Origin of the sequence: Pseudomonas sp. RL_105y_Pfl2_101 (assembly GCF_963970585.1) — a bacterium.
In the GTDB taxonomy this organism is placed as follows: Bacteria; Pseudomonadota; Gammaproteobacteria; order Pseudomonadales; family Pseudomonadaceae; genus Aquipseudomonas.
Genome location: NZ_CAXAPG010000003.1, coordinates 258,297 through 279,020 on the forward strand (window position 1 = coordinate 258,297; position 20,724 = coordinate 279,020).

At 55.2% G+C, this 20,724-nt stretch carries 20 protein-coding genes; 10 read left to right on the forward strand and 10 right to left on the reverse strand.

All coding sequences use genetic code 11. The features are described 5' to 3' along the window. Positions 1 to 405 precede the first annotated feature (405 nt). From AACY31_RS06095 to AACY31_RS06120, 6 genes are all read left to right on the forward strand, one after another. Positions 406 to 1,833: a GGDEF domain-containing protein gene (locus AACY31_RS06095; RefSeq protein WP_339504120.1), complete on the forward strand. Its 1,428-nt coding sequence runs from the start codon at positions 406 to 408 to the stop codon at positions 1,831 to 1,833. Positions 1,834 to 2,084: 251 nt separating this feature from the next. Beyond that, the gene (locus AACY31_RS06100; protein WP_339504122.1) at positions 2,085 to 3,518 is read left to right on the forward strand and encodes a KAP family P-loop NTPase fold protein; all 1,434 of its coding nucleotides are present in this window, start codon (positions 2,085 to 2,087) and stop codon (positions 3,516 to 3,518) included. A gap of 379 nt (positions 3,519 to 3,897) precedes the next feature. Further along, positions 3,898 to 4,806, forward strand: coding sequence for a hypothetical protein (locus tag AACY31_RS06105; protein WP_339504124.1), 909 nt, complete (start codon positions 3,898 to 3,900; stop codon positions 4,804 to 4,806). A 74-nt stretch (positions 4,807 to 4,880) separates the two neighbouring features. Further along, positions 4,881 to 5,306, forward strand: coding sequence for a HEPN family nuclease (locus tag AACY31_RS06110; RefSeq protein ID WP_339504126.1), 426 nt, complete (start codon positions 4,881 to 4,883; stop codon positions 5,304 to 5,306). A 243-nt stretch (positions 5,307 to 5,549) separates the two neighbouring features. Further along, positions 5,550 to 6,998 (forward strand): hypothetical protein, encoded by a 1,449-nt coding sequence (locus AACY31_RS06115; RefSeq protein WP_339504128.1) that lies wholly within the window; start codon positions 5,550 to 5,552, stop codon positions 6,996 to 6,998. A gap of 320 nt (positions 6,999 to 7,318) precedes the next feature. After that, a complete protein-coding gene (locus tag AACY31_RS06120) occupies positions 7,319 to 8,470 on the forward strand; it encodes a PDDEXK-like family protein (protein ID WP_339478618.1) in 1,152 nt (383 codons plus the stop codon). Between the two features lie 159 nt (positions 8,471 to 8,629). On the opposite strand, the gene AACY31_RS06125 is transcribed toward AACY31_RS06120, so the two are convergent. Further along, a complete protein-coding gene (locus tag AACY31_RS06125) occupies positions 8,630 to 8,902 on the reverse strand; it encodes a hypothetical protein (RefSeq protein ID WP_018601122.1) in 273 nt (90 codons plus the stop codon). Between the two features lie 286 nt (positions 8,903 to 9,188). On the opposite strand from AACY31_RS06125, the gene AACY31_RS06130 reads away from it, so the two are divergent. Then, positions 9,189 to 9,860: a DUF2268 domain-containing putative Zn-dependent protease gene (locus AACY31_RS06130; protein ID WP_339478622.1), complete on the forward strand. Its 672-nt coding sequence runs from the start codon at positions 9,189 to 9,191 to the stop codon at positions 9,858 to 9,860. Here AACY31_RS06130 and AACY31_RS06135 read toward each other — a convergent pair. Beyond that, positions 9,814 to 10,335 (reverse strand): HIT family protein, encoded by a 522-nt coding sequence (locus AACY31_RS06135; protein WP_339478624.1) that lies wholly within the window; start codon positions 10,333 to 10,335, stop codon positions 9,814 to 9,816. The two genes, AACY31_RS06130 and AACY31_RS06135, sit on opposite strands and share 47 nt — an antisense overlap. 551 nt (positions 10,336 to 10,886) lie before the next feature. On the opposite strand from AACY31_RS06135, the gene AACY31_RS06140 reads away from it, so the two are divergent. Continuing rightward, entirely contained in the window at positions 10,887 to 11,330 is a 444-nt protein-coding gene (locus tag AACY31_RS06140) for a PaaI family thioesterase (RefSeq protein WP_339478626.1), read from the forward strand. Positions 11,331 to 11,598: 268 nt separating this feature from the next. Here the strand turns inward: AACY31_RS06140 and AACY31_RS06145 are convergent, their stop codons facing one another. Beyond that, positions 11,599 to 12,465, reverse strand: a complete 867-nt coding sequence (locus tag AACY31_RS06145; RefSeq protein WP_339478627.1) for a LysR family transcriptional regulator — start codon at positions 12,463 to 12,465, stop codon at positions 11,599 to 11,601. A 102-nt stretch (positions 12,466 to 12,567) separates the two neighbouring features. On the opposite strand from AACY31_RS06145, the gene AACY31_RS06150 reads away from it, so the two are divergent. Further along, the gene (locus tag AACY31_RS06150) at positions 12,568 to 13,512 is read left to right on the forward strand and encodes a DMT family transporter (RefSeq protein WP_339504131.1); all 945 of its coding nucleotides are present in this window, start codon (positions 12,568 to 12,570) and stop codon (positions 13,510 to 13,512) included. Positions 13,513 to 13,762: 250 nt separating this feature from the next. On the opposite strand, the gene AACY31_RS06155 is transcribed toward AACY31_RS06150, so the two are convergent. Beyond that, positions 13,763 to 14,305 carry a hypothetical protein gene (locus tag AACY31_RS06155; protein WP_339478631.1) on the reverse strand — a complete coding sequence of 181 codons (543 nt, stop codon included), beginning with the start codon at positions 14,303 to 14,305 and terminating at the stop codon, positions 13,763 to 13,765. Positions 14,306 to 14,382: 77 nt separating this feature from the next. Further along, entirely contained in the window at positions 14,383 to 14,751 is a 369-nt protein-coding gene (locus AACY31_RS06160) for a hypothetical protein (RefSeq protein WP_339492922.1), read from the reverse strand. Between the two features lie 107 nt (positions 14,752 to 14,858). Between AACY31_RS06160 and AACY31_RS06165 the strand changes: the two genes are divergently transcribed. Then, complete coding sequence (locus AACY31_RS06165) at positions 14,859 to 15,986, forward strand: mechanosensitive ion channel family protein (RefSeq protein WP_339492923.1); 1,128 nt, start codon at positions 14,859 to 14,861, stop codon at positions 15,984 to 15,986. A 90-nt stretch (positions 15,987 to 16,076) separates the two neighbouring features. On the opposite strand, the gene AACY31_RS06170 is transcribed toward AACY31_RS06165, so the two are convergent. From AACY31_RS06170 to AACY31_RS06190, 5 genes are read right to left on the reverse strand one after another with little or no spacing between them, the layout of a single operon-like run. Further along, the gene (locus tag AACY31_RS06170) at positions 16,077 to 17,150 is read right to left on the reverse strand and encodes a protein-glutamate methylesterase/protein-glutamine glutaminase (protein WP_339492924.1); all 1,074 of its coding nucleotides are present in this window, start codon (positions 17,148 to 17,150) and stop codon (positions 16,077 to 16,079) included. Positions 17,151 to 17,152: 2 nt separating this feature from the next. After that, entirely contained in the window at positions 17,153 to 17,650 is a 498-nt protein-coding gene (cheD, locus tag AACY31_RS06175) for a chemoreceptor glutamine deamidase CheD (protein WP_339478637.1), read from the reverse strand. After that, a complete protein-coding gene (locus AACY31_RS06180) occupies positions 17,647 to 18,483 on the reverse strand; it encodes a CheR family methyltransferase (protein ID WP_339478639.1) in 837 nt (278 codons plus the stop codon). The genes cheD and AACY31_RS06180 overlap by 4 nt, the downstream gene beginning before the upstream one ends. After that, positions 18,480 to 19,016, reverse strand: a complete 537-nt coding sequence (locus tag AACY31_RS06185; RefSeq protein WP_018606024.1) for a chemotaxis protein CheW — start codon at positions 19,014 to 19,016, stop codon at positions 18,480 to 18,482. The genes AACY31_RS06180 and AACY31_RS06185 overlap by 4 nt, the downstream gene beginning before the upstream one ends. A gap of 39 nt (positions 19,017 to 19,055) precedes the next feature. Then, complete coding sequence (locus AACY31_RS06190; protein WP_339478643.1) at positions 19,056 to 20,714, reverse strand: methyl-accepting chemotaxis protein; 1,659 nt, start codon at positions 20,712 to 20,714, stop codon at positions 19,056 to 19,058. Positions 20,715 to 20,724 lie beyond the last annotated feature (10 nt).

Here is a 20,724-nt window from a genome sequence, read left to right on the forward strand (position 1 = left end):
CGGCCAATTCCTGCCTCTCACGACTGACCGAAATCCACAACCCAAAGCTGCCCCATCAGACATCTTCCTATGTCTAGCGAGACTGGGGCAATTACCTGTATGCGTCCGGCAAAATCATCTAGCTAACTCCGCTGTCCAGCCATGGTGTCCACCTGATTTTGAGAAAGGACAGCTAACCCTTGGTCGATGAGAATAACGAGCCATTCGTTATTCGTTTGCTGCGCTCGCGTGAACATTTTTACCTGCTTCTGCAGCAGAAATTGGTAGGGAGTCTAAAATTGAAATGCCATAAATCGGTTCCATCCCATATCTGCGTAATGATGCTAGGGACCGTTGGCATCTAGGTGGCTTTGGAGCCAACACCGGACCGGTGTTGGCTAAATGGATTTGAACTTGGAGGGAACCATGAGCAATCTCATCGCCAGCGGCGAGCCACCTGAAGCCGTTCGCGTCATGGTCAAGGTTTACGCCTACTTGCTGCTCGTCGGATTTGCGTTTGTTCCGGCCTTTTTGATTGGCTACTTATACGTCTTTCAAGACCCCACACTTATATTCGAGAACCACCTGTTCCATATCATGGCGATCGCGGCAGCCACCTTGGAAGGATTGTTTGTGACGTACGTAACGTGGCGCTGCTATCAGTCATCGGGAGACCCGCTGCTGCGCTGGATGACGCTTGGCTTTCTCGGTTTTGTGCTGATCTACGCGTTGCATGGTGTGTTCACCGGGCTCGCACACCACAATATCTGGCTCTTCCTGCTTTATGGTCCGGCCTCTCGACTGGTCATGGCGACTCTGCTGTTAGTTGGAATGCTGTCGTACCACCGCCCACCTGATGCCGCGGACCAACGAATGAAGTCCCGCCCGTGGCTGACCTGGATAGGACTATTCCTGCTGGTTGACGTGGCAGTGGCGTACGTCGCAAATTCGCCGATCGCCGGTAACCTCGCGGTGCGCCTCTCGATGGAAGGTGGTGCCCTCGTTCTTTCCACGTTGACCGTGGCAATGCTCCTGCTGCGTCGTATCCGTTCGCCGCTGATGATGATTTTTGTCATCTCGGTTACTGCGTTTGCGCTGTCATCTCTTGCCTTCATCCTTGCCCGTCCGTGGAACCACATGTGGTGGCTCGCTCATGCAATCTTCGCCGGTGGATTCTTCATGTTGAGCTATGGGGTAGTGCAAGCGTTCCTTACCACGCGGTCGTTCTCGAAGATTTACAGCCAAGAGGAGTTGATGGTGCGTCTTGCCGAAGCGATGGCGTATACCGAGAGCGCCCTGCAGGAGCTCCAGCGCACCAATCAAGAACTCGGGCACCTTGCGGCGACCGATCCACTGACTGGCGCTGATAATCGGCGTCGGTTCATGGAGAGGGTCGATGTCGAAATTGGTCGGGCCAAGCGCGGCGGTGAGCCGTTCTCCGTGTTGGCACTCGATCTGGATAATTTCAAGTCCATCAACGATCGCTTCGGGCATCAGGTTGGCGATGACATCCTGAAGAGTTTCGTGGATAAATGCCTCGATTCAATCCGGCCGTATGACGGAGTAGCCCGAGTAGGCGGAGAAGAATTCATGATACTGCTACCTCAGACTTCACTTGAAGGCGCGCACGTAATTGCCGAGCGTCTGCGAAGCGCTGTTGCAAATAATTCTTTTCATGGCCTGCAGCGGTTAACCGTGGTCACAGTGAGCATCGGTGTATCGCAATTTGGTCGCGACGGCGACACAATCGAGGCAATTCTGCGTGCAGCCGATCAACGCCTATATCACGCTAAACACGAAGGCCGTAACCGCGTGGTCACTACCATCAAAACCAGCCTCCAGCCTCTGCCCTGACCATCATCTCGAAGTCTCTGAAAGCGTCGGCATTGCGCCACAGCATTGGGCGCTATGGTTTTCTGGTGGGCATAGGCAAGCGCCGCCGCTCAGTCTCAATGTCCCCATAGGGTCGCTTTCTGCCTCACGCGACTGGCAGAGAACGGCCAGGAGCGGACTATCAAACAGATCGACAAAAGAAGTGGCGATTCGGTGATACTCAGACGAGCATTTGGTCATCGCCAACACGAATTTAAAATAGGAGAAACCTTTTGACTACGGACGCTACGACTCCTTCTGAGAGAAAATCAATCCAACTACGCTTCAAAAGTCTCCAATTCGATACAAACGCTTGGCCTTGTCCTCAAGACTTACTAGGGCGGCATGCAGAGATTGAGAATCTGTCGCCAGTTTTGCTGAATGCGCAGTCTCCATTGGTTTTCGCTATAGATGCCCCGTGGGGGGGAGGAAAAACTACTTTTTTTCGGCTTTGGCAGTGTTACTTGAGTTACGAAAATAAAGTCAGCCTATATCTCAATGCTTGGGAAAGCGATTTCGCTGAGGACCCCTTGCTGCCGATGTTATCGGTACTGGATCGCTGGCTTAGCGATCAGAGTAATACGCCTGCCGTCAGAAATGCGTGGGAGAAAGCCAAAACATATGCGCCAAGCATTATCAAGTCCACCGCAGTTGCTGCCGCAAAGGCTGCCACCTTTGGAGCCCTGGATCTAGATAAGGAATACGAAAAACTCGCTTCCGAGCTGGCCGGTGGCTCTGTTGGTAGTTTAGTAGATAGCTTTAATATCAAACAGAAATCCTTAGAGCGTTTTAAGGTTCAGTTGAGTAAGGCTCTCGATGCATTGCCAGAAGGACAAGAAAATCTAATTCTTTTTGTTGATGAGCTGGATAGATGCAAACCAACTTACGCAATCGAGGTTTTGGAACGAATAAAGCATTTATTCGACGTGGATCGCCTGGTCTTTGTTCTTGCAATAAATCGTGACCAGCTTAGCAAGAGTTTTCAGGGGGTTTATGGCCCAGCATTCGATGGCTCTCATTATTTGAGAAGGTTTATCGATTTGGATTACCATCTAAACCTGGTGGATGTGGGAGTATACATTAACGCTCGAATTAGGCAGCCCGACATATTAGATTACTTTAAGTCGCGACATTCAGAGCGGGATGATTATGAGTATGGAGCGAAAGTATTAAGCTTTTTAGCAATACGATTTAAGTTTACTCTTCGAGATATTGATCAGCTTATTGTTAGGTTAAGATTGATACTGCGCAGCATTCCAAAAGATCACTTCTTAGATATTCCTTTGCTAATCCCCCTAATGGTATTGCGCCAGGAAAATCCGGACCTCTATCATAGATATACGGCAAATGCTTCATGCGCAAATGAAGTGGCCGAGTTTATCCTAGGTGGCCCAATCGGAAATGTAGTCTTTGACCATTCAATTGCTGTGGTTGTCGGTTATCTGATCGCAGCGGCGCGAGATCCATATGAGCAAGTTTCCGTTGAACATTTGATTATTCCTTGGAGAGACTGGGTTGGACAAATGCCAGATAAAGACCCGCAGGAAGCAGTTGTACGAACTGTTGTAGAGTTTGCATCTGATGCTAGAGATTTTCGACGTCGTAGAGAAATGCAGAAGCTTGCATCTTCACGGATCGAACTCGTCAACAAAATGGATGTTTCTTGAATTTAAGCTGCAAGAAGCAATCGTGGTTTGATGCTGTTTCTCGGCCTGACTACTTTTGGGTACTGAATCGAATCTGATTTTTTAGACGCATCCGAATGGCTGCTGTTGGCCGAGGCTGTGTGAAAACGTTTTAGAGCAAGTTTGACAGTCAGAATCGGAACGAAAGTCGCGTCCCTACGCAAATTTCAGGTCTGCTGACTAACCAAACGCTGGCAGATTTTACGCAGCAACGCAGACTTCAAAACCGTGCATGCGTTTTCACACAGCCTGGGCCGAATGCGGTCGTTCCTGAGCGGCAGCAATTGGTCAAAAGCTACCAATCGGATTAATCTAGAAACCGGTGGGCGATTTAAGGCGAGGCGCGGGTCTCCAGATTCAGATGTCGATTGCGGTTCTTTCGATCATTGGCCATCATCCGTCTATTGGTGGCGAAACAGATGGCGGGAAAATTATGACGGATGCCGAGCTGACTGCATTAGCAACTATACTTTTGGTGGTGGTGGGAGGAGCTCAGGTAAGAATACTGTCTGGACAACGACAACAACAAAGGTTGGATTGGGCGGAGATGTACCGACGTAGATGGACTGAACTCCAAGGCGACTGGGCGACGATTGTATTTCTTGGACGCAAGGCACAAGACTATTATCAAATCGCTCATCATGTAAAACTTCAAGAATTACACGGATTTTTAAGAGCCTCTTCTAGCGACATCGCGTCCTCATGGGCTCAGGCGTCAGTTCGTAATGTTTGTGGCATGCTTAGTGATCTATGTTCAAGGATACTGCAAGGCCATATAAAAATTGATGAAATCTATCCGATTTTCGGCACGGAGTTGCTGAGACAGGGAGCACCTCTTCGCACTTTGCTAGACGGCAATTCTGAATACCTTAAATGCTACGGATCTATCGGGCCCACCGAGGAGGAATTGAGGCACGACCGTCTTCGCAGCGAAATTACGACATGGTTGGTTTGCCACGATGGAATTCGGCGGCGCTGCCTCATGATGATCGACTTGCTTTGGGCTGAAGCGGCGAGGCTTGAAGATCTACCACCTTATGAACTGATTACAGCCGCAGACGCTAAAGCGCGCTCTGGCCACCTGAATCGCGCCAGGTTAAGTGCCGAGGTTCGAAGGCTAGGTGGTTGGGGGGCCCGGAGAAGAGCGAGGCATCTTACAAATACCCTTCGCCACGCAGAATGGCGCCGACTCCCTTGGAGTAGGGGCTTAAACAAGAAAAAGATGAAAAAGCTTGATGAAGAATGGACTCAACGGTACTTAAAAACCTAGCAGTATAATTCTCTAATTATATTTTCTGCTCGGGCGACTGAATTCTCTATTAAAGATGTGTCAGAGGTAATTACGTGAGCTACTTCAACAGTTTCGAACGACTCTTCATGCAGCGCAGCCTAGAGTTAATTGATACTTACAATGGCGAGTATGAAACCACACAGCTGCTGAATGGACTCATCGGGCTTTTGTTTTTTCCACATGAAAGAATGCGGGAATTGATACCTGAGACTTCCCTCCAAGAGTTGGAGGCTTGGGGTTTTAACCCAGAATGCATTGTCAATGCAGGTGCAAAAAAAGAATCACAAGAGTTAAATCTGAGGGAGATAATACACCGCCTACGAAACTCCGTCGCTCATTGTAGGGTAAGCCCTTTTCCAAACGATCACCGACCATGCGAAGGCTTCTGTTTTGCGGATAAAAATGGCTTTGAGGCAAAGATACCAACAAATCAAATCAAAAACTTAATGAGGAATTTACTCGGGCATTTGTTGCAGTAGTAATATATAGCGAATGGTTCCAACCGTTCGCTTCGCTCAACGGGACGGGTTGGAGCCCGCCCCTTAATCAAACGTTTGTGTTCGCTTTGGCCTATTTCTGCCTGTGGCAAAGGGCTTCATCGACCACAAGCAATCTTTCCGCCTCAAACGACGATGATATATCTCTACACTCGTCAATCTGAACGCGACAGTGTCAGGTTTGCCAATATCGAATGACTCGGTCTGGTGCTTTTGGAGAAAATCATGGAAAGGAAAACGTTGGAATGTGCGTTCAACGGCATCTGGGCTAGATTTAAAAACTCCAACCAAGATAAAGTAAATCTGGAAGAGATTGAAAGCTGGGCGGTGGCGAAAGGTTTAACCGTCTCCGGAGTCGTACGCAGAGATGTGGGGAGATTTGGCAAGACCGATTGCGTGATAATTCATACTGAGCACGGAAGCGCATGCTTTCCAGTGACCACAGAAGCGAGCCGAGAAGATTGGATTAAGCGGGACGAGTCATATTCAAAGACGGCAGCAATTTGGGAAAAGCTCGAGTGGTTCTCCCCGTTCTGGGTCTGTAGAGAAGACGTGACAAAAATACTCAATGACTGTGAGCACCGAACCGCCGAAGACGCGATAAAGCTGTTCAATTATCATACTTCCACTATTTACACGCTTTCTTTCGAAGCTGTCTGCATAGAGCAAATAATGGTCGGCGCGTCATGCCTCGCTGATATCCGCCCATTGGCCAGAGAAGCGTATTTGGCATTTTACGCCGGTTACAAATCGGCAAGCATAGCGGCGCTCATCCCAGCCATTGAAGGTGCAGTTTCAAAAATACTTCCCATGGAAACCCAGTCCTTAGCGACCATGGAAAGAGTGAACAAAGCCGTTGCTGGAGCCATCAGTAATGCCGCCGAACTGCACTTCGAAGGAATGTGGACTCCCACGAACTACAAAACTACTGAATATCTGTTCGGCATGGACGAGATGGTTTTTGCTTTTGAAACATTCAGGCGGTGGTTGCAAGATTCATTCTACAAAAACACAGACGGATACAAAGGTGCGGCCCGCTTAAACAGACATCTCTTTGCACATGGGCTTTCGCCCGAATGGCAACAGGCAAATTTGTCTCGATTGATTGTTGCCATATCTACTGTGAGTGTCATTGAGTCGTGGTACCACCAAGATAATTCAGCTCCACTTCTCTTTCCGGCGACGAACAAAGACAGCGAACTCTTATGGCAGCAAGCGATTCTTCATGGATCTGCTCAAATGGTCATAAAACTCATGGAGGAGAAGCATTATCAAGAAAACGGCAAATTGGTCCCTATCGTGCCAACCGACGACGGAGCGACCCTTCGAAAGGCGCTGCTTATGAAGGATTGCATCGACGATTTAGTACGTCCTTTAAGAAGCGCTGGATGGGCAGTTGAGTTTACGGATGATTCAAGTGATCTTTATGTAAAAGTATCAGCCCAAAGCAAGGAAGGTGTGCTTAACGTGGCACTCCTGTACAGCTGCGCCAGCGATAACTCTTTGTACAAAGAGCTGGAGAAAGATTGTAATGCGATTTTGTATAGAGGGGCTCCATACCTACAAGAGCAATTCGCCAGAGGTGTGAAGGTACACGTTGGGCCGGTTGCAGGATGGCAGCCGCCACTTGCGATCAATTATGGAAAGAAGGGTCCTGGCGGTGATTCTCTTTGAACCGATACCCACGCGGGTATGGTGGATAAAGAACGCTGCTCCGTAGGTCGAAATGCGCACAGTTTGACACTTTCAGTCTGTTCGGCGTGTCCACGGCGACCGCGCATCAAACCTGTCTTCGCCACGGGCAGCTATTGGCCGGAAGCGGCCCTTTGGAGCGGCAGTTCTCGGCCAAAAGCGGGCGCTTGCTTGGGCTTGCGCCTTGCCAAAGGCTGATATGCAAGAAATCCTAAATTTGAGCGAACTGCATATACCGGATGCGGATTCAGTGATGGCGCAATACAATCACCATCAACATTGCAAGCACAAGGAGATGAGCCTTGCACATTTTGATCAATCGCGCCGCTTTACTCCGGGCCGAACTGCATCGCCCCCCGGCTTTCAACCTGTTCACCTTACTGCGCAGTGGCTCGGATGAAGTGCGCCTGCACTCTCGCTACTTGGCCTTCTTGCTCAACCCCCAAGGCGCTCATGCGGCCGGTGGCAAACTGCTGCAGTTACTGCTAGACGCATTGAATATCGAGGGTTTCGACTGCCGCGACGTCACGGTGGAGGTTGAGTACCGCAACGTCGATATCCTGATCCGTAACGCCAAACGGCAAGCGATCATCATCGAAAACAAGCTCTACGCCGAGGACCAGGAGGCTCAGTTATTTCGCTATCTGGAGACCCTTCAGGGCGAGGGCTACCAGACCTATCCGCCGGTCTACCTTACCTTGGATGGCCGCGATGCTGATCCCCGCAGTTGTCTGGGCATCGATTACCAACGTATCAGCTACGCCGCCGACATCCTGCCATGGCTGGAGCAATGCCAACCGTGGGTGATCCGCGAAGCTGCCGTGCGTGAAAGCCTGCTGCAATACATCGATCTCATCGCAAAATTGACCTTCCAGAACCAAGGACATGCTTACATGGACGCTATCAAGCAGACGTTACGTCAGGGCAACAATCTGCTCGTGGTTCGGGACTTGCAAAAAGCCTACATCGAGACCTTGAAAGACCTGCAACTGGAACTCTGGCAAGCGGTTGCGCAGTGTATAGAGGTTAAATATCCCGAGTTGCCAAAACCCTTTAAAGCGCCGACGGCGGCGATAATCGACCGCTACTACAGCGCGGTCCGGGATAACCGCCATTTTGGCCTTTTTTACGAGCTCGGCTCTGTATCAGGCGCGGTTTACATCGAGCTCAATCACCGCTTTTACTGCGGTTATTACTGCGATGCCGACACCCATCCGCATGATTACAGCCGCCTGGATGCACTGACGGCGCTGTTAGAAAACAACGGAGTCAGTAGCAACGGTTTGCTATGGCGCTACACCACTGAACTCAACATGAAAAATCCCAGCGATGAGCATTTGATGGTACTGACCAACCCTGAAAAGAGAGCTCGCATGGCGGAACGCATGGCTGACGATTTATACGACCTCTGGTCGAGTGTTAGTAGGTTGTGCGACGTGCAGAGTCGTGATTGATCGAATGAATCTACCCCTGCTTTGTAGAAACTCGATGGACCAGTTTTGGCCGCTTTCTGCAAGTCGGGATCTTTAAACTAGATGGTCAGATCTGGTGCGTGATGCAGATACACATCTTTGACTACGTAAAACGGGCGCTCTCAGGCGCCCGTCGTTCCGTCAGCTTTCAACCTGCGCCTGAAGCCGCCGACCAATCACCTCCAGCAAATCGCACCCATCCCGCAACGGAATCACCAAAAGCTGTGCAAAGTCCGAAAGCACCACCGTATCGCTGGTGATTTCAGAGCGAAATGCAATGTTCTCCAGCACCTGGGTCACCACACGGATGCGGTAATCAGCTGTGGCGTGTAGTACGTCAAGCGGCGCTTGGGTGTCGATGAGCAGGGAAGCGGGAGTGCAGTCGATGCCGGTGATGGGTGTGTATCTTTGCATGGGATTGCTCCAATTAACTTAAAGGGCTGATCCGATACGCAGGTCGCCAAACCTGATCACCCTATTCGGCGATGGGATGACTATAGGTTTCACCAGATTGGACGGGCAAGACACCTGCTTCCGAGAGCCTTGTAGGAATCGAGACAGTTTTTTGCCAGAGATAACCGGGCAGACAGAGGCGCAGTCAAACCTGATCGACACTGGACAGTTACCCAGCGGGGATCTACCGTCGCGAGCGGCCCGGAGTCATCGAGCCAGGTGCTTTGATTAATAAAGGAGAGGGGACATGGAGCAATGGACGCTGCACTGGCTGGAGGCCTCGGGGAGTCTTGCCGAGCTTCGCCGAGAGCTGGTTGACGAGTTTGACGCCGCTTACGAGGCTATTGCTCGCCTAATGCCCCCGCCGCGACTCGATGTCCTGATTCAGCGGCTACCGGGCGAAACCATTCCAGAAATGGGCCTGGTAGGACGGGCGTATCGCAGCTCCATGTTTACCATGACCCTTGATCCCGACAATCCGAATTTCTTTTCCAGCCTACGCACCGGCGCACTGCGTCGGCATGTTGTTCATGAGGTTCATCATTGCCTGCGCATGGGCGGCCCTGGTTATGGTTGGACATTAGGCGAGGCGTTGGTCAGCGAAGGGCTTGCCGGTCAGTTTGTTCGGCATGTGCTTGGTACTGATCCGGAGCCTTGGGAGCATGCCATCGCATCTGCCGATCTTTTACGCTCACCGGTTGGGCTGCAAACTCTTGAATCACGGTATTACGATCACAACGAGTGGTTCTTTGGTTTTGGCGACAAACCCAAATGGCTCGGTTACTCGTTGGGTTATCAAATGGTCGGACGTTGGCTTGCGTCGAGGGGCGAAACTGATATTTCGACCTGGGTCAACGCATCAGCAGCAGACATCATGGCCAATGCGCTGGAGGAAGGTTTGGTATCGGCTGAGTCCTGAACGCTTGCCGCAACTTTTCAATTACCTGGCTGATAGAGGGCCCTTGGATCGCTGGCGGCGTGGGGCTCTCACCAAACTCACGCCAGATGAACAACGTCAGCTCTGCGCCATCGGTTAATGTCTGGGCGTTCTCTTGAGTCCCGAATGTTTCCAGCAACCTGTACCGCGCATCTTTCCAGAACAGTGCCTCGATCCAGTCGTACACCGGGATGAAATGGAAGTGGATGGGGTAGCGGGGATCGTGGCCGAAGCGGCTGATGTAAAGCCATTTGGGGTTCAGTTGTGTTTCAACGACGCTCTGGATGTTTGCCATCAGGCTGCCCAGCTCTGCGAGTGCGGGTTCGGGCAATTGGGCCAGTGAATTAACGTGATGCTTGGAGCCGAGCATGAGGTAGCCGGGTAGGGCGGAGGCCAGGTGGTGGTTGACTACCCAATGGGGCGTTTCATCGAGGATGAAGTAGGGGGCTATTTCCAATGCTGACTCCGTGTTAATGATTGGAATCTCCGTTAGGTTCTGTACGAAATCCTTTGAAACCGCCGCCACCGCCGCTAAACACTAACATTCGGTAGAGTTCGCGCCCATCGAAGGCAGGAGGCCACGATGGTGAAGCGTTACGAATTCCCGATGCAGCCTGGGAGCTGGTTGTTGATCTCTTTGAACCGCCTCGGCGCAGTGATGACTGCTCGCCACGTCTGATCATTACACTCAAGGCCCTCTCGCACGGGGTTATTGGAGTCAGTAACCTCTCTCTGCAGACACGTTCGCAAAGCGTTTATCAGGCGACATTCAACCGGCTTATTTACGTACAGGAGACCTTGGTTTATTCGCCAAGGAGAGCTACATGTGACAGGCCGAATAAAGACATGATATCGAGCACAATTGTTTTGTTAATGCCAGGAAAACTGCTGAAAACCAGTAGCGGCAAGGTCATGCGCAACGCAATACGTACTCAGTACATCGATAATAAGCTCGAGCGATGGCAGGGTTAGTGTTGTTCACAAATGCCTACTATAAGGATGAATTCCATGGAAGATTTCGCTGCAAGCAATCCCGACTTCGACAAGCACGTCCAACGCGCAGTACTCAGTATGCCAGCAGCGCAGTTGCTGGGGTTTCATTACAATTATCTGAAGCCAGGTCATTGTGAAATTGAACAGCCGGCGCGCAAAGAACTCACTCAGCATAATGGATATTTTCAAGGTGGCATCGTCGGAGCATTGGCAGATTTTGCTGGAGGCTCGGCCGCTGGGACGCTGCTGCCGCCTGGCTGGATCAATATGACCACTGATTTCACCGTCAAATTAATCGCCCCGGCTGACGGTGAAAAGCTACTAGCCAGGGGGAGAGTCATCAAAGCGTCGAACAACACCACGGTTGCGGCTGCCGATTTATTTGCCGTGAAACAAGGTAAGGAAACCCTCTGCGCCACGGCGCTGGTGACTATGCGAAATATTCCCTTGAAAGCATGAAATAGCTATTGCATAGCGCCGCGAACACGGCAGAGTCCAGATGACCGACAATGCCCGGTTGGCATTGTTGGTGGTCCGGCGTCGATACGGAGTTCGTAGATGAGTCATCACAACTCACTCTCAATAAGTCCCCGATACAACTCCCTGCGCCTTGAACCCATCAAGCGCCGCCACCCCCACCGGCATCAGCCCCTGCTTCGACATCCCCGTCGCCTCGGCCAACGCAACCAAATGCTCCCTCCCGTTGCGCCGAGGCGGTTGGGGATGGTTACGCTCCGAGCTCCGTTTGCAGCATCGTCAAAAACGCCTCTCTGGCAGGATGTTTCCCAGCGTTTTCATGCCAGTAAAAAAGGTTATCGATCCCCGTCAGTTCAGGAAACTCATACCCCGTCCAACCCGCCCGCTGGCGGTATTGCTCATAGATCCCCCGAGGCACCAGCGAGACGCCGGCACCCGCGCTGACACAGCCAACGATGGCGCCATAACTGGCGATGCTGGTGATCGGTTGTACCTGACCATGACGCAGCAGCCACTGCTCCAGCGCCAATCGATACGGACAGCCCGTGGGCCACATGAAGATCGCCTTGCCTTGCAAATCGGCGGCGCTGCGCAGCGGGCCGTGGGACTCGGAGGCGATGAGCACCAGGTCTTCGCGGTACATCACCGCTCGCTTGAGGCCGGGCCGTTCGATGTCCACCGCTACGATCACGCCGTCGAGCCGGTGATGCTGGATATCGTCCAGCAACTGCGCCCAGGTGCCGGTGCTCAGTTCCAGTGAGACTTGCGGATACTGCGCGTGGTATTGGGCGAGCAACTGAGGCAGGCGCCCGGTGGCGCTGGACTCGATGGCGCCTATGCGCAGTGGGCCGCTCGGTGCGCGGGTGGGGGCGACTGCGCGGCGGGCCTCTTCTGTCAGGCTCAGTATTTTTGTCGCGTACTCCAGAAACACTTCGCCCGCCGGGCTGACTTGCAGCCCGCGACCTTTGCGGAAAAACAGCGGCGTGCCGAGTTCCCGTTCCAGGGATTTGAGGCGCGCGGTGATGTTGGACGGCACGCAGTGCAGCACTTCGGCGGCGCGGGCGATGCTGCCGGTGTCGCAGACCGTCTTAAGCATGCGCAGTTGGGACAGTTCCATAGCTCACCAAAACTGAATAGTGGGCTGAGTTTAAGTCACTTGTGCTGAGGTGGGGTGGTTTCGATACTTCGATTCAAATCGGTCAGTGAGCAGGAACTTTAGATGGAAACGCGTTTTGCGCTGGTTGAAGGTTCCTCCGGCAAAACCGGTGTGAAAGTTATCCTGGCGACGCTGTTGGTGATCGTTTGCTGGGCCTATTCGCCGATCGGGATTCGCATTGGCTTGCAGGCTTATGAACCCGGTCAACTGGCGCTGATGCGTTTTCTCATCGCATCAGTGTTCATGGCCCTCGTTGCAATGGTGAAGGGTATTTCCTGGCCCCGTCTCAGGGATTTTCCGTTGCTGGCGGTGTTGGGTTTCTTTGCCGTCAGCTTGCACCACATCGACCTCAATTACGGTCAGCGGGGCGTCAGCGCCGGGGCGGCCAGTGTGCTGGCCCAGTCCACGCCGTTGTTCAGCACGCTGCTGGCGCATTTTGTCTTCAAGGACAGGGTCAGTGGTTGGCAGTGGGGGTGTGTGCTGTGCGGCTTGCTTGGCGCGGGCGTGGTGGTCGCGGGGGATCGTGGCTTGGGTGACATGGACGCCCATGGGTTATTGATCCTGTTGGCGGCGCTGTCCTGGAGTTTGTATTTCGCTTTGCAGAAGTGCCATGCCCATCGTTATGACGGTTTGACCCTGGTTTGTTACAGCGTTTGGTCGGGTACGATTCTGTTGTTCATTTTTGCGCCGGGCATGTTGAGCGCGGCGCGGCAGGCTTCGGCTTCGGTGAATCTGGTGGTGTTGGTTCTCGGTATTTTTCCCAGCGCGCTGGCGTACCTTGCTTGGGCTTACGTGCTGGCGTACAGCGACGTGAGCCGCGCTTCCATGGCGCTTTACCTGATACCGCCCACGGCGATGTTGATGGCTTCTTTGGTGTTGGCTGAGCGCCCGTCAGCGATGGTTATTGTTGGGGCGGTGATTGTGTTGATGAGCGTGCTGGCGTTGAGGCTTGAGCCGGGGAGTGGGGTAAAAGTCTCAGGTAGTAGAAGATTATCTGGCCCGGATTGAGCTTGGGGTTTATCAATGAATCCTGTGTTCTGCTGCGCGGTTTTTTGGGGCTGCTGCGCAGCCCAGCGGGGATAAATCCCCTCGCCACAGGTTGCGTTATGCTTACAACTTTGAACGATCGTTCCTCACGCTCCGCGTGGGAACGCCGCCAGGGACGCTCCGCGTTCCGCTTCTGGAAGGTGACGCAGAGCATCACGGGATGCATGCCCACGCGGGAGCGTGGGAACGATCGTCCGAACGAGCGGGTGCACTATTTCTTGACCGGAAAATCCTGCCCCCACACCCGTACCGTGCTGACCGCCTCGCTCATGGCTTCAAACACGAACTTCTGGCGCACGGCGGTCTTCGCCGGAATGGTGACTTCATCCGGGTTGCCCAGCCCGGTGAGGCGGTTGGAGTAACCCGCCTGGTCGATGGCCAGCAGCACGCCGGTCTGGCCGAGGTTGACCACGCGCAGTTGGGTGTCGGTGCTGTTCTTGAAGCCAAGGGTGATGCTGACGTTTTCGTCGCTGGGCTCGAGCTTCAATACTTCAACGGCGATGCGATCTTTCATTTGCTCGCCGGAGGAAATGATCGCGGCGCCATCGGTGCCTTGGGCCGATTCGCGGCCATCGAGCACGCCTTCACTGACGCCGCCCAACAGGTTCTTGCCGGCGGTAATGAACGTTGAAACGGCGGCTTTGGTCGAGTCTTTGATGAGGCTGCCGTCCACCGGCTCGCCTTCGGCAAAGCACAGGGAACTGAGCAAGAGGCTGGAGACGAGGAGGGTGGAGCGTGACGGCAGAAAAGTCATACCTGGATCCTTGAGGGTGGCCTGCGACATCGCCTGTCAAAAGGGCGAGCGGCAATGATAGCCGTGATCGAGGACCATTAGCGATTTACCTCGTTGAGTTTTTCCGACCGCGCGCCACGTTCCAATCCCAGGTTGATTGCGTTGAGCGAACCCGGCGCAGGCCTGGGCGCGCGCGTCTGATCCGTACTTTCCTGCCTCAGGTGCCCCTGTAATGAACCCGAGCCCCACCCCAGAATAACCGCGCGGGTAGCCTCTCGGGCGGCCGGTGTACTGCAATGTCTTGATTCAGGAGTGCTCATGGCGAAGATGGCGTTTTTTTTGGGTGGTTTTTTGGCGCTGACCCTTTTGATCGGCGTACTGGCGACGATCTCGCCGGTATAGGCACGGTGGTTGGCGCTTTCTCCTGGCGACGCCGTGACGATTTCATTGAACAGACCGGTGCCCATAACGACTAACCCCAACAGGCCACTTGATTTGCGCACTGGATCACGTGGCGTTTTACCTGGCGCGGCTGCGTGACACATGCGCAGCGGCAGGACTCAAGGGGGAAGCGATGATTGAGGGATTCGAGGGTTTTTTCACCGGGTACACGTTGCTAGGTATTTCGTTGGCGAGCTGGATCTTTGCATTTTGCGCTGCTGTGCTCAGCTACGTGTTTGCAAGAACCGCGATCTGGTTTGTTTTCAGGAGAATCCAGGCTAGGGCGGGGGCGGGCGATACTCACCTTGGTCACATTGCCAGCCAGGTGCTGTCGGCAACCAGCAACGCGCTGCTGTTATTGGCATCGATTCTGGTCGGGATAGGCCTACTTGATTTGCCTGAGCGCTGGCTCAGTCGTGTCAGCAGCCTTTGGTTCGTGGTGGCGGCGTTGCAGGTCGGCTTATGGACGAACCGAGCGTTGGCGCTTTTGCTGCACCGCTATTTTTCTGTCCATGGTGCGAATGGGATATTTCAAGCAAGTGCCTTGGCGACCCTGAGCCTCTGGGGCGCAAGGGTGCTCCTATGGGCGGTGATTTTACTCGCGATGCTGTCCAACGTTGGCGTTAACATCACGGCCTTTGTGGCGAGCCTTGGCGTCGGTGGTATCGCTGTGGCGCTCGCGGTGCAGAATATTCTTGGCGATGTGTTCGCCTCGCTGTCGATTGCCGTTGACAAGCCATTCGAGGTGGGCGACTTCATCGTGGTGGGTTCGCTTGCCGGTACGGTGGAGCGCGTTGGCCTGAAGACGACCCGCATACGAAGTCTGGGGGGCGAACAAATTGTCATGGCGAACGCCGATATGATCGGCAGCACTATTCAGAATTACAAACGGTTGCAGGAGCGTCGGATTGTTTTCGAGTTTCGCCTGACTTATGACTGTTCAACCGAACAGGTCAGGCAGATCACGCAACGGGTTGAAGCCATCATCAGGAATGAAGACCAAGCCCGGTTCGATCGGTGTCATTTCAAAAGTTTTGGCCAGAGCGCGCTGGAGTTCGAGACGGTCTATATCGTTCTGGACGCCAGTTATAACGTCTACATGGACGTCCAGCAGAGGATCAATCTGAAGGTCATGGAAGCGGTTGCTGACCTGGACACGAAATTTGCTTTTCCGTCACATACCGTCCATGTCGCTTCATTGCCCGACTCCGTGGCACTTCGCTCGGTCACGCCGCATTCATCACGCGCAGGGCATGCTTGAGCCTGCGATCTATATTTTTTGTGTCAGGCTCAAGAGATCGCAGCCTCGCTTCGCTCGACAGCTCCTACAGGGGCCAGGGGCGAGCGCTTGTTATCGATGCAGGATGACCTGTGCGATCTCTTGCAAGCCCATCACCCGTTGTGCGGCGTTGAGTTTGATCGCTTCCTTGGGCATGCCGAAGACCACGCAGCTGGCTTCGTCCTGGGCCACGGTGCTGCTGCCGGCGTCGAGCATTTCCTTCAGGCCTCGGGCACCGTCGTCGCCCATGCCGGTCATGATGATGCCGGTGGCGTTGCGGCCGGCGAATTTGGCCACGGAGCGAAACAGCACGTCCACCGAAGGGCGGTGGCGGTTGACCAGTGGACCGTCCACCACCTGCACGTGATAGAACGCGCCACTGCGGGTCACCATCATGTGTTTGCCGCCTGGAGCGATGAGCGCCAGGCCCGGGTGGATGCGGTCGTTGTTGCGGGCCTCGCGCACTTCGATCTGGCACAGGCTGTTGAGCCGGGCGGCAAACGAGGCGGTGAATTTTTCCGGCATGTGCTGGACGATGACGATGCCCGGGCACACCCGTGGCAGGGCGGTGAGCACCGCTTCCAGGGCCTGGGTGCCGCCGGTGGAGGTGCCCAGGGCGACGATGCGTTCGGTGGTCTGCGCCATGGCGTGGCCGTTGGCGGCGGGCAGCACGGCGTCGGCGGTGAGTTTGGTCGCCGGTGTCAGCGCGATCGGGGCGGGACGCTTGCCCAGGTTGCGCACGTTGACCTGGGCGGCGGCCCGGATCGCCGACACCAGTTCCGGCGCCGACTCCAACAGAAAGTTCTTCAGGCCGGTGGTGGGCTTGGTGATGATTTCCACCGCGCCGGCAGCCATCGCCTGCAAGGTGGTTTCCGCGCCCCGGGGCGTCAGGGACGAGCAGATCACCACCGGCGTGGGGCGCTCGCTCATGATTTTTTTCAGGAAGGTGATGCCGTCCATGCGCGGCATTTCCACGTCCAGCACGATCACGTCGGGCCATTCGCGGGCCAGTTTGTCCATGGCGAAAATCGGGTCGGCCGCCGCGCCCATGACGTGGATGTCCGGTGTGTCGCTGAGGATCGCCAGCAACACCTGGCGAACCACGGCCGAGTCATCCACCAGCAGTACATTGATCTTTTTTGACATGGTCAGTGCCGGGTCCTTATAGGTTGGTGCCGGACCCACACATCGCCGCTGCGCAGATCGAAAATGATGCTGCGGTGGCCGGTGCTGCCCATGTCCTGGGCAATTAGGTCGAGGCGATAGAGGGCGGCCATTTCCAGCGCGGCGTTGACGTTCAGCCGCGCCACATCGCCGTAGGGCACGTGGCGTTGCAGCTCGGGGAACATCTCGCCGCCGCCGAACAGCTTGAGTTGGTAGTCCTCGGGTTCGGTGCGATAAGCCCGGGCCTGACGGATGAACAGTTCGATGGCTTCGTCGGCGTAGAGGCCGTTCAGTGCGGTGGAGCAGCGCCCCCGACTGGGCAACATGAAGTGGCACATGGCGCCGATCTTGCGTTCCGGGTGCCACAGCGTGATCGCCACGCAAGAGCCGAGAATTGTGCGCAGGCGGGTTGGGCAGGTGGCGAAGCGAAACTCCCCTGGCGCCAGGTACAGCTCGGCCACTTCGCTGATGGCGGCGCTCATGGTTTGCGGTAAATCGATGGCGCCACCAGTTTCAACGCATCGGACACGCCGTTGAGGCTTTCTGAATGGCTGACGATGAAGTACCCGCCGGGCTTGAGCCGGGGCAGCAAGCGGGCAACCACTTTTCGTTTGGTGGCTTGGTCGAAATAGATCATGACGTTGCGCAGGAAGATCACATCGAACTCCCCCAGCTCCGGCAAGGTGTCGTTGAGGTTGACCTGGATAAAGTTGACCCGGTTGCGCAAGGCCCGGTCGATGAGGAACGTGCCTTGCTGGCTGCCGGTGCCCTTGAGGCAATATTTCACCAGCAGCGGATGGGGCAGGTTGCGGGCACGTTCCATCGGGTAATGCCCGGAGCGCGCCTTGGCCAGCACCTGGCTGCTGATGTCCGAACCAATGACTTCCCAAGGCGTGGTGCCCAGCCCTTCGGCCAGGGTCATGGCCAGGCTGTAGGGTTCTTCCCCTGATGAACTGGCCGCGCTCCATAAGCGCAAGGTCTTGCCCGGTGTCGCGTGGGGCAATACGTGCTGGCGCAGGAAATCGAAATGCTTGGGTTCGCGGAAAAAGTAGGTCTCGTTGGTCGTCAACAGGTCCAGCGCTACCTGCAACTCATCGGTGCGCTGGCCGTTCATGATCAGCTTGAAATACTCGCCGTAGCTGTCCAGCTCATAGTGTTTGAGACGCTTGAACAAGCGCCCGGCCACCAGGGCTTTCTTGGCTTCGGACAGGCTGATGCCGGCGGCCTGGTACAGCCAGGACTGGAACTGGCCGAACTCGCGGTCACTGAGCACCAGTGAACTTGCCGTGCGTTCCTTGCAAACATCAGCGTTCACGGGGCATCCACTTCCAGCGCGCTCGGGCTGGCTTCTGCGAGTTGGGACATCTCGTCGATGGACAGCACGCGGTCCACCTCCAGCACGATGACGAACTTGCCATCGACCTTGGCCATGCCACTGATGAAATCGGCACGGATCTTCGCGCCAAAGCTCGGTGGCGGCTCGATTTGCGAGGCCGGGATTTCCAGCACCGCCGACACTGTGTCCACCAGCAGGCCAATGTCCTGGGCCTGGCCGTCGGCGCTGGCCGCCTCGATGATCACCACGCAGCTGCGGCGGCTGATCGCCGAATTCGGCCGGCCGAAACGGGCCGACAGGTCCACCACCGGCACGACCGCACCACGCAGGTTGATCACCCCGCGTACGAAGGTCGGCATCATCGGCACCACGGTCAGGTTGCCGTATTCGATGATTTCCTTGATGCACAGGATGCCGATGGCAAACATCTCCGTGCCGAGCATAAACGTCAGGTATTGCGCTTCTTCCTCGACCGCGAGGGCCGTTTGACGTGTGGTCGCGATGGCGCCCATGCCTTTATCTCCTTTAAGCGAGCCTATGGGAACCTATCGTCAGAACCGGGTGAACTCGGATTCGTCCGGCGCGCTGGCCATGCTGTAGGCGAAGGCCTTGGGCAGGGCGGGCGCGGCAGTTCGGGCCGGTTTGCGGCTGGACGGGCCCGGCGTGTTGTCCACCTTCAAGGGCTGGTTGGCCGATTTGGGCGGTGTGTCCAAGGTGAAAAAGCTCATGGCCTGTTGCAGTTGCTCGGCCTGGCTGCTCATTTCCTCGGAGGTGGCGGCCAGTTCTTCGCTGCTGGAGGCGTTTTGTTGGGTCACCTGGTTGAGCTGGGTCATGGCGGTGTTGATCTGCGCCACACCGGCGGCCTGTTCTTCGGAGGCGGCGCTGATTTCCTGCACCAGGTCCGAGGTCTTGTTGATCGAGGGGACCATCTCGTTGAGCAGGTGCCCGGCCTTCTCGGCCATGTCGACGCTGCTGGAGGACAGCTCGCCGATTTCCTGGGCGGCCACCTGGCTGCGTTCGGCCAGCTTGCGCACTTCGGCGGCGACCACCGCGAAGCCTTTGCCGTGTTCCCCGGCGCGGGCGGCTTCGATGGCCGCGTTGAGCGCCAGCAGGTTGGTCTGGTAGGCGATGTCGTCGATGATGCTGATGCGCTGAGCGATTTTTTTCATCGCCACCACGGTCTGCTGCACCGATTCGCCGCCGTCGGTGGCTTCCTTGGCGGCCTTGCTGGCCATGCCATCGGTGACTTTGGCGTTCTCGGTGTTCTGGTTGATGCTGGCGCTCATCTGCTCGATAGAGGCACTCGTTTCCTCGACGCTGGCCGCTTGCTCGCTGGTGGCTTGGCTCATCGATTGCGCGGTGGCGCTGACTTCTTCGGAAGCGCTGGCCAGGTTGTCCGCGGCGTTCCGCACTTCGCCGATGATGTGCGAGAGCTTGCCGACCATGTTCTGCATGGCGTTGAGCACCATGCCGGTTTCGTCCTTGGAGCCACCCTCGATTTTTGTGTTCAGGTTGCCTTCAGCCAATTGTCCGGCAACCGCGGCGGCCTGTTTCAATGGGCGAGAGATGACCCGCGAAATGAACAGCGCCAGGCCCAGGCCCACCAGCAGGGCGGCAACCAGCACGGCAATGATCGACAGGCGCGCGTTTTCAAACAGCTCCGTGCCGTGCTCGCTGGCCTTGCCGGCGCCGACATCATTGAGTTCCACCAGTTTTTGCAGGTCAGAGGCTACCTGCTCGAATCGACGCCTGGACTCACCCCTGAGCAGCGCATGGGCTTGTTCGGCCAGGTTCTGTCGGGAAAGTGCAAGCAGGTCCTTGCTCACCGCGAGGTAAGCGAGCCAATCAGTACGAGTGGCTTCGAACAGCTGGCGATCTTCTGCGCTGGAGAGCAGTTTTTCATAGGTCGCCAGGCGCGTTTCAAAACCTTTCCTGGCTTCTTGCGCTTCTTGCTCGATGGTGACGCGCTCCTGTTCGGACTCGGCGGTAATGAAGCTGTTTTCCTTGAGACGATAGTTCGCCCCGTAGAAACGCATGCCCGAGGCGGCGCGCATGGACGGCATCCAGTTTTCCCGGATATTGATGGTGGTGCCGTTCACCTGGCCCAGTTGGATGATCGAGAACACCCCCATGACGGCTGTCAGCGCCAGCACCACAAGAAATGAAGTGATCAGCTTGGTGGCGATTTTAAGGTCGTAGAACCATTTCATTGGGAAGTAC

Excerpts from the sequence above, each read along its gene's own strand:
- AACY31_RS06095 (WP_339504120.1), top strand. The coding sequence starts at position 406 with ATGAGCAATCTCATCGCCAGCGGCGAGCCACCTGAAGCCGTTCGCGTC.
- AACY31_RS06105 (WP_339504124.1), top strand. The coding sequence starts at position 3,898 with ATGTCGATTGCGGTTCTTTCGATCATTGGCCATCATCCGTCTATTGGT.
- AACY31_RS06115 (WP_339504128.1), top strand. The coding sequence starts at position 5,550 with ATGGAAAGGAAAACGTTGGAATGTGCGTTCAACGGCATCTGGGCTAGA.
- AACY31_RS06125 (WP_018601122.1), bottom strand. The coding sequence starts at position 8,902 with ATGCAAAGATACACACCCATCACCGGCATCGACTGCACTCCCGCTTCC.
- AACY31_RS06130 (WP_339478622.1), top strand. The coding sequence starts at position 9,189 with ATGGAGCAATGGACGCTGCACTGGCTGGAGGCCTCGGGGAGTCTTGCC.
- AACY31_RS06140 (WP_339478626.1), top strand. The coding sequence starts at position 10,887 with ATGGAAGATTTCGCTGCAAGCAATCCCGACTTCGACAAGCACGTCCAA.
- AACY31_RS06145 (WP_339478627.1), bottom strand. The coding sequence starts at position 12,465 with ATGGAACTGTCCCAACTGCGCATGCTTAAGACGGTCTGCGACACCGGC.
- AACY31_RS06150 (WP_339504131.1), top strand. The coding sequence starts at position 12,568 with ATGGAAACGCGTTTTGCGCTGGTTGAAGGTTCCTCCGGCAAAACCGGT.
- AACY31_RS06155 (WP_339478631.1), bottom strand. The coding sequence starts at position 14,305 with ATGACTTTTCTGCCGTCACGCTCCACCCTCCTCGTCTCCAGCCTCTTG.
- AACY31_RS06160 (WP_339492922.1), bottom strand. The coding sequence starts at position 14,751 with ATGGGCACCGGTCTGTTCAATGAAATCGTCACGGCGTCGCCAGGAGAA.
- AACY31_RS06165 (WP_339492923.1), top strand. The coding sequence starts at position 14,859 with ATGATTGAGGGATTCGAGGGTTTTTTCACCGGGTACACGTTGCTAGGT.
- AACY31_RS06170 (WP_339492924.1), bottom strand. The coding sequence starts at position 17,150 with ATGTCAAAAAAGATCAATGTACTGCTGGTGGATGACTCGGCCGTGGTT.
- cheD (WP_339478637.1), bottom strand. The coding sequence starts at position 17,650 with ATGAGCGCCGCCATCAGCGAAGTGGCCGAGCTGTACCTGGCGCCAGGG.
- AACY31_RS06185 (WP_018606024.1), bottom strand. The coding sequence starts at position 19,016 with ATGGGCGCCATCGCGACCACACGTCAAACGGCCCTCGCGGTCGAGGAA.
- AACY31_RS06190 (WP_339478643.1), bottom strand. The coding sequence starts at position 20,714 with ATGAAATGGTTCTACGACCTTAAAATCGCCACCAAGCTGATCACTTCA.